Annotated in this window: 10 protein-coding genes and 2 tRNA genes; 9 read left to right on the plus strand and 3 right to left on the minus strand. The window is 69.3% G+C overall.

Annotated features, from left to right (window positions below; translation table 11 throughout):
• Positions 1-24 precede the first annotated feature (24 nt).
• The 4 genes from ACH4FH_RS03400 to ACH4FH_RS03415 all read left to right on the plus strand — a co-directional run bounded on the left by ACH4FH_RS03400 (position 25) and on the right by ACH4FH_RS03415 (position 3449).
• Positions 25-342, plus strand: coding sequence for a hypothetical protein (locus ACH4FH_RS03400; protein ID WP_398554049.1), 318 nt, complete (start codon positions 25-27; stop codon positions 340-342).
• 2 nt (positions 343-344) lie between these two features.
• A complete protein-coding gene (locus tag ACH4FH_RS03405; protein WP_398554050.1) occupies positions 345-506 on the plus strand; it encodes a pRL2-8 in 162 nt (53 codons plus the stop codon).
• A 144-nt stretch (positions 507-650) separates the two neighbouring features.
• Positions 651-2768, plus strand: coding sequence for an FtsK/SpoIIIE domain-containing protein (locus ACH4FH_RS03410; RefSeq protein ID WP_398554051.1), 2118 nt, complete (start codon positions 651-653; stop codon positions 2766-2768).
• Positions 2769-2972: 204 nt separating this feature from the next.
• Positions 2973-3449 (plus strand): hypothetical protein, encoded by a 477-nt coding sequence (locus ACH4FH_RS03415; protein WP_398554052.1) that lies wholly within the window; start codon positions 2973-2975, stop codon positions 3447-3449.
• A gap of 75 nt (positions 3450-3524) precedes the next feature.
• Here ACH4FH_RS03415 and ACH4FH_RS03420 read toward each other — a convergent pair whose 3' ends face one another.
• The gene (locus tag ACH4FH_RS03420) at positions 3525-4535 is read right to left on the minus strand and encodes a hypothetical protein (protein ID WP_398554053.1); all 1011 of its coding nucleotides are present in this window, start codon (positions 4533-4535) and stop codon (positions 3525-3527) included.
• Positions 4536-4671: 136 nt separating this feature from the next.
• Between ACH4FH_RS03420 and ACH4FH_RS03425 the strand changes: the two genes are divergently transcribed.
• The 4 genes from ACH4FH_RS03425 (at position 4672) to ACH4FH_RS03440 (ending at position 8970) form a co-directional block, all read left to right on the plus strand.
• On the plus strand, positions 4672-5532 hold the full coding sequence (locus ACH4FH_RS03425; protein ID WP_398554054.1) for a bifunctional DNA primase/polymerase: 861 nt from the start codon (positions 4672-4674) through the stop codon (positions 5530-5532).
• A gap of 3 nt (positions 5533-5535) precedes the next feature.
• On the plus strand, positions 5536-7011 hold the full coding sequence (locus ACH4FH_RS03430) for an ATP-binding protein (RefSeq protein ID WP_398554055.1): 1476 nt from the start codon (positions 5536-5538) through the stop codon (positions 7009-7011).
• Positions 7012-7489: 478 nt separating this feature from the next.
• Positions 7490-7687, plus strand: a complete 198-nt coding sequence (locus ACH4FH_RS03435; RefSeq protein ID WP_078889597.1) for a helix-turn-helix domain-containing protein — start codon at positions 7490-7492, stop codon at positions 7685-7687.
• Positions 7687-8970, plus strand: a complete 1284-nt coding sequence (locus tag ACH4FH_RS03440) for a tyrosine-type recombinase/integrase (protein ID WP_398554056.1) — start codon at positions 7687-7689, stop codon at positions 8968-8970. Before ACH4FH_RS03435 ends, ACH4FH_RS03440 begins: the two co-directional genes overlap by 1 nt.
• Before the next feature lie 80 nt (positions 8971-9050).
• Here ACH4FH_RS03440 and ACH4FH_RS03445 read toward each other — a convergent pair.
• Positions 9051-9123, minus strand: a tRNA-Arg gene (locus ACH4FH_RS03445).
• 456 nt (positions 9124-9579) lie between these two features.
• Positions 9580-9670, minus strand: a tRNA-Ser gene (locus ACH4FH_RS03450).
• Positions 9671-9909: 239 nt separating this feature from the next.
• Between ACH4FH_RS03450 and ACH4FH_RS03455 the strand changes: the two genes are divergently transcribed.
• Entirely contained in the window at positions 9910-10401 is a 492-nt protein-coding gene (locus tag ACH4FH_RS03455; RefSeq protein ID WP_398554057.1) for an SSI family serine proteinase inhibitor, read from the plus strand.
• The last annotated feature ends 99 nt before the right edge of the window (positions 10402-10500 follow it).

A 10500-nucleotide genomic window follows, 5' to 3' on the forward strand; every position in this document is an offset into this window, starting at 1 on the left:
CGAACTCCCCAAGGAGAACCTGACATGGGCAACTCCGACCTCCGTCGCCTGGATCGCGAGATTCAGGCGACCACGAAGAAGCTGGAAGCGGTCCGGCGGGGCGAGTCGTGGCCGATGAACGGCAGCGAGCGCCGGGCCATGGCCCGCGCCCTGGCCAGCGGCTCCTACCGCGCCGCCCGGGGCCGCAGCACCGGCCGCGCAGAGGCGCAGATCGACTCCACCGGCAACGCTGCCGAGATGCGGCTGAACGCGGAACTGACCGCCCTGCACGGCGAGCGTCAGCGGCTCATCACCGAGGCCGCCCGCGACAAGGCGGCTAAGAAGTCGTCGGGGTGGTGGTGACCATGAAGGACACGCCTCCCGGCGAGTGCCCGCAGTGCTGGCAGCACGCCCACGACCGGCGCGTTCACCGCAAGCTCGGGCCCCGCGAGGACTGCCCGCAGTGCGTTGACCACATGGTCAACGGCCACCCCCACCTCGTGCCCAAGAAGTCCCGCTGGTGGTGACCGCGCTCGCCGGCGCACTGCCCGCCGCGTGAGGCTCACCGCCCGTCTCTGCTGCCCGGGGTGGCCGTCCCTGCCACGGACCCGGCCACCCCGGCTCTCTCCCTAACTCCGGCCCCTTGTGGGACAGTCAGGAGCGCTTCCAGCATGTCTGAGAACGTCGTCCACCTCCACAAGCCCACCGACCCACCCACCACCGACACCGCCCCCACCGTGCTCACCGTCGTGCCCGACGCCCCGCCCGCGCGGCCCGTGCCGCTGTGGGTGCACTCCGGCCGCGCCGTGAAGCACGCGGTCACTCACGACACCACCAAGACCGCCGCGCGCTCCGTGGCGCGGCACAGCCTCTACACGTTCAACGGGGGTCGGATCGTGGCCCGCCGCACGTGGGAGGGCCGCACCGGGTCCCGCTACGAGCGCATGATCCGGGCCGCCGAAGCCGCGGGAAACCTGGAGATGGCCCACGAGTGGGAAGAGAAGCTGCAGCGCTTCCGCGCCGCCCGCCACCACCGCCGCATGGACCTCCTGCACTCGCCCATGGACGCCGCCAAGGGCGTGGCCGTCGGCGCCGGCATGAGCATCGGTGTCCTCGTCGCCCTCGGCGTCATCATGGCCCTCAACACCGGTCACGTCGCCGACGTCATCACGCCGCTGACCGCGACCATCGACTTCATCGCACTGCTGATCCGGATCGTGCAGGTCGTATGGGGCCCGGCGCTGACGATCGGCCCGTTCCTGGCCCTGCTCGCCCTGTGGTCGGTCGGCCGCAAGCAGCACGCCGCCCCCGCCTGGGCACTGCCCGCCAACGTCCGGTCGGGCGAGGGTGAGCCGATCACCCCGTCCATCGTGGTCAAGGCCCTGCGCGACCTCGGAGTACCCGCCCTGGCCCGCGCCATCAAGGAGATGGGCGACGCCGGCGCGAGCATGCTCGGTCCGATCCGGATCGCTGGATGCGGCGTGGAAGTCGACGTGACCCTGCCCTCCGGGGTGTCGACCAACGAGGTGCAGGGCAAGCGCCGCAAGCTCGCCGAAAACCTCACCCGGCACGAACACGAAGTGTTCATCACCATCCCCCAGGCGGCCCGCACGGTCCGGCTGTGGGTAGCCGACTCCGGGGCGCTGGATGAGCCGATCGGCCCGTCGCCGCTGGTCACCGACGAGTCGATGACCGCCGACTACGCCAAGGGCAAGGCGCCCTGGGGCCAGGACCTGCGCGGAGACGCTGCCGCACTGAGCCTCTACCAGCGCCACCTGCTCATCACGGGCCTGTCCAACCAGGGCAAGACCGTCGCCCTGCGCTCCCTGGCCCTGTGGCTCGCGCTGGACAAGTCGGTGCAGTTCCTCATGGGCGACCTCAAGGGCGTCGGCGACTGGAACATGTTCGACGGTCTCGCCACGACCCTGATCCAGGGCCCGACGGATGAGCACGTGATCCAGGTGACCGAGATGGTCGAGGGCGCGGTGCACGAGATGAACCGCCGTATCCAGGCCCCGCCCGGCACCGTGTTCCCGCCGCTGATCGTGCTGGTCGACGAAGCACAGGTGGCGTTCATGTGCCCCGCCAAGGACGCCGAAAAGCGCCCCTACGGCGGCTCGAAGGCCAACTCCCGGTACTTCATGGCCGTCCGGAAAATCCACAACCAGGGGCGGGCCGTGAACGTGCTGATGTGGCAGGGCACCCAGGACCCGACCAACGAGAACCTGCCCAAGCTGGTCCGCGAGGGCGCCCACACCCGCGCCTCCCTCGCCCTGGGCACCGAATCCCAGGCCCGCATGGCCCTGGGAGACAAGGCCGTTGACGGCGGCGCCGCGCCGAACCTGCTGCGCCCCGGCCTGGACCAGGGAACCCTGGTGCTGGCCTCCAGCGGCATCGACATCCCGGCTGGACAGTCGTCCATCACGGTGCGCACGCACTACATCGACGACGATGCAGCCGAAGCCATCACCGACCGGGCCAAGGCCCTGCGCGACGGCGTCACCACCCTGCACGCCATCGAACGAGAAGAAGAGCACGACGCGCTCGCCGACATCGCCGCCGTTGTCGGGGACGCGACGCGCGTGCGGACCAAGGACGTTCTCGCGCGACTCGCCACGCGGGACGCGGACGCTTACGGCGGCTGGTCGTTCATCGACCTCAAGCGCGTCCTGGACGACGCCGGCGCCGAGCCCTACAAGTCCGACGGCGTGATGGTCGTCGCCCGCGACCGCATCGCCCGCGCCCTCGCCAACCGCGACGGAGAAGGTTCCGCTTCCGCCGAAGGATGACAGGGAGCGCGCCGCCGACGGGTCAGGGAGGCAGGGAGAACTCCCTGACCGCCTCCCTGACCCGCCTCCCTGGCTCTGACCTGCACGAATGATCGTTCAGGGAGTCAGGGAGGCACACAGGTCAGACCCCCCGAACCCCCCTCCACACGGCACCCCGAAGGGGGTGTCTGTGCCTCCCTGGACACGCGCCGGAAGGGATTCCACATGTACCCCGACACCACCCCTCAGACGGCTTCGGCGGGCGCCGGGCTGAGCGAGGCTCAGGCCGATATCGAGGCCCGGCGGATCATCGCCGACGCCTACCGGCCCACCGCCTACCGCGACGACACCCCGGTCCCTGCCCACGGCGACAGCCCACCCGTCGCCCAGCCCGGACGGCCCCCGATGAGCCAGGGCGCCACCGATGCCAGCGTGCTCATGCTCGCCGGCGGCGCCACCACCGCCATGGTCGGCGGCACGGCAGCGCTGGTGATGTACGTGTCCCAGTTCGCCGACCCGGTGGTGTGCGGCCTCGTGTTCGGCGCCCCCACCGCCCTCGTGCTCGCCCTCAGCCGGCTCGCCCAGCGGGCCAAGCCCGCCTCGGACGTCCACCACCACTACCAGAGCCTCGTCCACCAGGACCAACGCACCGTCCACAGCCGCACGGCCGGCGTGTGGGCCAAGACGAACAACCACCAGTGAGACCCAACATGACCCGGCCCGCTCCTTCCGGCGAGCCTCCCCTGGCCGGCGGGAGGCTCGGCCTGGCGGCATCGCTCAGGAGGGGGGCGACGGGAGCGGGAAGCCGGCGAACCCGTCGGCGGTCTGCGTCACCAGTGCGATGTCCTCTGTTTCCAGCAGCGCCCGCAGGTCGCTGGAGGGCTCTTCCGGCAGCAGCACAGCCAGCCGCAGCCCGTCCGGCACCTCGATGTGGCGCCGGTAGTCGCGCAGCTGCCCGATAGCCATGCGCACGTTTTCGCGGGTGGCCTTGCCCTTGGCCTCGTACAACACGTTGTCGGTCGCGTCGTACGTGTCTGTGAGGAAGGTGTTCCGCTCGCCTTTCACCCGGATCTGGAAGCGGCTTACCTCGTGCCCGTGCGCTTCCAAGTGCGCCTCGAACGTCTTGGCGAGCCGACCCTCCCGACGCAGCACTGTGCGGGCGCCGCCGGTGACGTTCGCAGTAGCGGTGTCCGTGCTGTGCTGCTCGGTCGGCACAGCCGTCGCTGACGTTTCCGGCGCCTCCTCGGCGGCCGGCGGCACCGGCAACGCTTCCGTCTTCGGCGCCACGTGCATCGTGTCCTGCTCTGTCAGCGCGAGCGTGACTCCGGGCGCAGGCCTCAGACGGAAGACATACAGCCGACGTCCCGGCTGGCCGTTCACCCGTGTCCATCGCTCGTCATAGGGCTGGATGGGGTCGACGACGACCTGGCCGATGTAGCGCTGGCGCACCGTAGTTGTGCCCGGCTTTACCCCGTCGGCGACGAACAGGTGCACGTCCCGACCAGCCTGCGCATGGTTCAGCAAAGACCGGTTGCGGTCAGTGAGTTCCTGATCGCTCGTGCCCTGGCCGGCGCCGGTGTAGAGGTAGAGCACGCCGAACTCGTCGTCGTCGGCGCGGCCATCGAAGGTGTAGTCGTGCTCCTTGCCGGCCGCCGGGTCGGAGAACACAAAGATGTTCTGGCTCTGGTTGGCCGGCACGATGCCGCCGCCGTACTGCGAACCGCCGTAATCCGCAGCGAGTTCCGCGCGCGTCGTAAGGGACCCCTGAGCAAGTTCAAGACTCGACATGCCGCGGAATCTAGCGGCACCTACTGACACTCCCCGTTTCCCCGCTTCTCGCGGGGCGCACCAGGGGCGGCCCCGCTCACGCCAATGACACCGGGCCGCCCCATCCACCTGCAACAGAACAGTGGAGGTATCCAGCATGACCCAACCCACCGACATTCGGCGACCCTCCGAGCCGCTGAGGACCGCACTGCAGCTGGCGACGGCCGGGGTGCCGGTGTTACCGCTGCGGGCGGGCAAGCTCCCGTTCGGCAACTGCCGCGCCTGCGCGGGCAACGCCTGCGGTGGCCGGTGGAACATGAAGACCCCGGGCCCCTGCACCTGCCCGCACCCGTGCCACGGCTGGGCCGCCGCCACCACCGCCCCCGGTGTCGTCAACTCGTCTACATGGGCGCAGGCGTGGCGGGATGCGGCGGGGGTGGCCTACCACCCCGGCGGCGCCGGTCTCACCGTCGTCGACCTCGACAACGCTGAAGCCATCGCGTGGGCCCGTGCGAGCTTGCCCGCCACCCGGATCGTGCCGACGACCAGGGGCGAGCACTGGCTCTACCGAGGCGCCATGCAGTCAGCCAACGCCGTACGGCCCGGCGTCGACGTCAAGTCGTCCATGCAGTACGCGCGGTGGCTCGGTCCCGGCTCCGGCACCCTCACGGTCCTGCCGGACGTGGTGCGCGCGCTGACCGTGAAGGAGCCGACCGCAGTCCTGCCGGCGGCCATCACCGTGCCCGCGCTGGCCGGCGGCGGGGAGTGTCCGCACCGCACGCCCACGTACCTCGACCGTGGCATCGCCATGGCCGAGCAGCGCATCACCGAAGCCCGTGAGGCGGTGCACGCCACCGTCTACCGCACGTTCCTCGCCGTGCTGTCCAGGCACGGCCGGTGCGGCTGCCTCACCGAGGCGCACACCGCGCGGCTGTTCGCCGCCGCTCAGGCCAAGGGCGAATCGCCCCGGCACTGCACTGACGCGTGGACCAACGCCCGCACCGCACTGGGGATGTGAGCCATGACCGAGGACGACAAGACCCCGGCCCGCGAGATCATCACCGACTACGCAAAAGCCCACTTCCGGTACTTCCGCACCACCGAAGGCACCGTCTACGCACAGAAAAACGGCCACCCCGTGGCCCGCCCGATCCGCTCCCAGGGCACCACAGGCAGCCACCGCCAAGAACTCATGGTCGGTCTCTTCAACGACGGAATCGGCGTGTTCAACGGCACATCACTCAAGGAGGCGTTGGACTTGATCGAAGCACTCGCACTCAGCCAGGACGTCCAACCCACGCACATCCGCGTCGCCCCCGGATACGACGGGGCGACGTGGCTGGACCTGGGCCGCGACGACGGACAGTCCGTCCGCATCCACCCCACCGGCTGGGACATCCTCACCCCCGACCCACGAGAGGTGTGCTGGCGACGCACCCAGCTCACCGGCGAACTCCCCCTGCCCGCACGGGACACCGAAGGCAAGGGCATCGACCACCTGCTGAGGCTGACCAACTTCGCCACCGCCCAGACCGAAAGCCTGGCCTTGGCCTGGCTCATCGGCTGCCTCGAACCGTCCGTGCCCGTCCCCGCCCCGTTCCTCACCGGCCCCCAGGGCGCCGGCAAGTCCACAGCGGGCCGGATGCTCGTACGGATCATTGAGGGCATGACCGGCGACCTGCGCCGCGCACCGAAGGACGAAGAGAACCTGATCACGGCCGTCGCCGCCGGATGGGTCACCGCCCTGGACAACCTCAGCCACCTGGCCCCGGACCTGTCCGACCTGATGTGCTGCATCGTCACCGGCGCCGAGAGCATCAAGCGCGCCCTCTTCAGCGACGGCGACGTCGTCCGCTCCCGCTACCGCCGCCCCCTGCTCCTGACCGGCATCGACGTCGGCGTCATCCGCCCCGACCTCGCCGAACGCCTCCTGACCCTGCGTCTGGAGCGGCCCCGGGTGAGGCGGACCGAAGCGGAACTGTGGGCAGAGTTCGAACCCGCGCTGCCCGTCATCCTCGGCTCCCTCCTCGACCTCACCGTCAAGGTCCGGGCGACCGAAGCCGACATCCCCACCGACCTGCGCATGGCTGATTTCGCCCACCTGTGCGCGCAACTCGACGCAGCGACCGGCTTCCAGACGCTCACCGCCTACCGGAGCAGCCTGGACGAGCTCAACGACGACGTCATCGAAGGCGACCTGCTCGCGCAGACCGTCCTCAAGCACGCCGCCACCCTCGAACCGGGCACGGAAACCCGGATGACGTCCTCGGAGTGGCTGCACTGCCTCACCGGCCTCTACAGCGGCGACGAGCTTCGTCCTCTGCCCAAAGGGTGGCCCACCACCGGGAAAGTCCTCTCCGACCGCCTCAAGCGCCTTCAGCCCACCCTGGCCGCCCGAGCCGTCCTCATCGACTGGGGCCGCACCAAGGATGGCCGCTACATCGAAATGACCCGACGCCCGGCCCAACCGCCCCACGAGCAACCGTCGATGCTCTGACCGGCATCCACGACAGGCACGGACAAGCAAGAGGAGCACCAGTCGCCAAGCCGCCGGGTGCTCCTCTTGCTGTTCGGCGGAACGCCGCCCCCAGGACGCGCCGCGAAGCGGCTCCTTCTTCACGCCTGAAGCGGCACCGCAACACAACAGACACCCCCTCTTTTTTTCCTAAGAAGGGGAAAGCTGCGTCACCCGCGTCACCCGAAGGCCCAGAACACCCCCTGAGCTGCGGCAACAGGGATGACGCAGGACGGATTCGGCTGCGTCATCCCGCGTCACCTGCGTCACCCCATGACGCACGCCTGCGTCACCGATGACGCACCCCCAAACCGCTGCGTCACCACAAACCCCCAGGTCAGAAGCGCACATGACGCTAATGACGCGATGACGCAGAAATCCGCAGCTCGGACAGACGCCACGTGGAAACGGGCGCGTTCGACCTACCAACTCAACAGAAAGCCAGCCCGTGGAGGCAGCCGTGAGCACAGCTCCGCCCACCTCAATCGACGCGCTACGGGTGCCGGAGGTCATGACGGCACTGCGCCTCAGCCGCAGCAAGGTCTACGACCTCATCCGCTCGAACGAACTCCCCAGCATCACGATCGGGCGGGCCCGCCGCATCCCGGTCGACAGCGTCCGCGCGTACATGCGCGACCGATTGGAGGAAGCTGCCTGATGGCCAAGCGACGCGCCAACGGCGAAGGAACGATCACCAAGCGCACTGACGGGCGTTATCACGCCGCCGCCTACGTCTACCGGCCCGACGGGACCAGGGTGCGGAAGTTTGTCTATGGCAAGACTCGCGAGGACGTGGGCAACAAGCTCATCGAATTGCAGGAGAAGACCCGGCAGGGAATCCCGGCCGCTACGTCCGCGATGGCGTTCGGCGACTTCCTCACCTACTGGCTCGCAGCCATCGCGCCCAACCGTCTCAAGCCCGCGACACTCAACAGCTACGAGGGCCTCTCACGGCTCTACATCAAACCCGCCCTCGGCAAGAAGAAGCTCAATCGCCTCTCCCCTACCGACATCCGGCTGTTCCTCGCGGCGTTCAAGGGCGGCTGCCTCTGCTGCTTGCGAGGAGTTGATGCGGCACGCGCCAAGGACGACCGGACTTGCTGCGCAGTGAACAAGTGCTGCAGGCGCCGGCCATCGGCACGCACCGTGCAATACGTCCATGCAGTGCTTCGGTCCGCGCTCCAGCAGGCCGTCCGGGAGGAACTGATCGCACGCAACGTCGCCCGCATCGTCGAGACACCCACCGTCGAACCCCAGGAGGTACAGCCTTTGGATGCCGCTGAGGCCCGAATTTTGCTGAAGACGGCCCGCAATCACCGCCTCTACGCCCTGTGGCTGCTGCTCATCTCCACCGGCCTGCGTCGCGGGGAAGCTCTCGGGCTCACCTGGTCTGACATCGACCTGGCCGCCGGTCAGCTCCGGGTCCGGCGCAATCTCCAACGCATCAAGCGCGAGTTGCTCTTCGGCACACCGAAAACGGCCCGGTCACTCCGAACGGTGTCCCTGCCGAAGAGGTGCGTTGACGCTCTCATCGCCCACAGGGCGCAGCAGGACGAGGAACGGAAGGTGGCCGGCTCCAAATGGCAGCCGGTCCCCGACCAGCCGAACGGCCTGGTCTTCACCACAGCCACCGGCCGAGCCACTGACCCCCGCAGCCTCAACCGCATGCTCACGATCCTGTGCCGGAACGCCAAGGTCCGTCGCGTACGGGTGCACGACCTCCGCCACACCTGCGCCTCCTTGCTCCTGGCTCAGGGCGTCGATGCCCGCACGATCATGGAGACACTGGGCCACAGCACCATCACCATGACACTGGATACGTACGCGCATGTGATGCAGACCACTCTCAAGGCTGCGGCTGACCGGATGGACGACGCCTTGGGGGTGGACAACCTGGGCGACGAAGAGAAGAACGATCCGGAGGCCCCGCCGGCCGCGTGATGCCCACCGCACCCCGCGTTGATGTCACCCGCTGATGTCAAAGGCCCCCTGGACGATGTCCAGGGGGCCTTTGACCTGTGTGCGCTCGGCAGGATTCGAACCTGCAACCTTCTGATCCGTAGTCAGATGCTCTATCCGTTAAGCTACGAGCGCTTGGCTTTCCCGGCGGTTTTTCTTGCCGGTCGGCGTTGCGGGAACAACATTACATGACCGGCGCCGTGAGGTGAAATCCATTCCCCCAACCCCCTCTGACCTGCACAAACGCGTTCGCAGGGGGTTCTGAGGGCGGCCGGGCCCCGGCGGGCTCCTCGATGATCCGGGCGAAGTTCGGGCGGGTGCAGTCCTCTTCGAAACCCGTACCGGCCCACATGGGGATATCCGCCCCCCGTCACCGGGCTCGCGTCACGGTGTGACCCGGACGCCGGGGCCTCGCCCCGTTCGTGCGGGCCGGCCGAGGCGTACTCGTACGGACGCCCGCCCGGGGAGAACCCGAAGGAAGTAGCGGGAGGCTGCCGGGCGGTGGCCGGAGCCCGGGAGCAGGGCCCGCGCAGCAGGCGCAAAAGCGTTCAGGCCCCGGTCGCGGACGACCGGGGCCTGAACGAAGAGAAGCGGAGGCGGAGGGATTTGAACCCTCGATGGGGGGTAAGCCCCAAACCGCATTAGCAGTGCGGCGCCATAGACCGGACTAGGCGACGCCTCCACACACCCCACACGCGCAAGCGCGCTGTGGCGTGTCCAGATGATGGCACAGCTCTGCGGGCTGTCACCAATCGCCCCCTACCGTACTAGGCAGGCGACCCGACCGGCAAAGACGTTCCCGCGGCGCAACGTCGGCGTCGGCGGCGCGTTAGGAGAAGCGGGGCCGTGCGGTCACGCAGCCGTACGCCCCCCGCGCGTACGCACCGCGTGCCCGCCCCGCACTCGCCCCTGGAGCTTGTGATGCCGCACCGCCGGACCTCCCTTTTCGCCGCGGCCGCCACCGCCGCCGTGTCCGCCGTCGCCGCCCTCACCCTCGGGCCGGCCGCCTCGGCCGCCCCGATCCCGCTGCCCCAGCACCGCTCCCCGGAAGGTCTGGCGCCCCTCCTCGACGGGCTGCGGTCCTCCGACCACCTGACGGTCACCGTCCACCACTCCGGTTCACCGCGGACCGACGGCACCTTCGAGCTGTACTGCCACCCCGACGGCGGCACGCACCGGTCCGCCAAGGACGCCTGCGACAAGCTGGACGGGATGTCGCGGTGGGGCGAGGACCCGTTCGCTCCCGTTCCGCAGAGCGCGCAGTGCACGATGATGTACGGCGGCCCGGCCACCGCGCATGTCACCGGCACCTGGGCGGGACGCCCGATCGACGCCGACTTCCGTCGCAGCAACGGGTGCGAGATCCACCGCTGGGGACGTTTCCAGCCGCTGCTGCCGGTGACCTCCTCCTGAGTCGGCCCCAGTCCGGCGTGGCGTGCGGGCGTGGTCCGGCGTGGCGCGTGGTCGCGCCCCGGTCGGGGGGCTGTTGATGGGCCGATTCGTGACGGAGTG

Source organism: Streptomyces sp. NPDC017993 (genome assembly GCF_044328065.1).
Lineage (GTDB): Bacteria > Actinomycetota > Actinomycetes > Streptomycetales > Streptomycetaceae > Streptomyces.

Bases quoted from the DNA above. Each gene is read 5' to 3' on its own strand.
- ACH4FH_RS03430 (WP_398554055.1), top strand. From the start codon at position 5,536: ATGACCGAGGACGACAAGACCCCGGCCCGCGAGATCATCACCGACTAC.
- ACH4FH_RS03425 (WP_398554054.1), top strand. From the start codon at position 4,672: ATGACCCAACCCACCGACATTCGGCGACCCTCCGAGCCGCTGAGGACC.
- ACH4FH_RS03400 (WP_398554049.1), top strand. From the start codon at position 25: ATGGGCAACTCCGACCTCCGTCGCCTGGATCGCGAGATTCAGGCGACC.
- ACH4FH_RS03420 (WP_398554053.1), bottom strand. From the start codon at position 4,535: ATGTCGAGTCTTGAACTTGCTCAGGGGTCCCTTACGACGCGCGCGGAA.
- ACH4FH_RS03455 (WP_398554057.1), top strand. From the start codon at position 9,910: ATGCCGCACCGCCGGACCTCCCTTTTCGCCGCGGCCGCCACCGCCGCC.
- ACH4FH_RS03410 (WP_398554051.1), top strand. From the start codon at position 651: ATGTCTGAGAACGTCGTCCACCTCCACAAGCCCACCGACCCACCCACC.
- ACH4FH_RS03415 (WP_398554052.1), top strand. From the start codon at position 2,973: ATGTACCCCGACACCACCCCTCAGACGGCTTCGGCGGGCGCCGGGCTG.
- ACH4FH_RS03405 (WP_398554050.1), top strand. From the start codon at position 345: ATGAAGGACACGCCTCCCGGCGAGTGCCCGCAGTGCTGGCAGCACGCC.
- ACH4FH_RS03440 (WP_398554056.1), top strand. From the start codon at position 7,687: ATGGCCAAGCGACGCGCCAACGGCGAAGGAACGATCACCAAGCGCACT.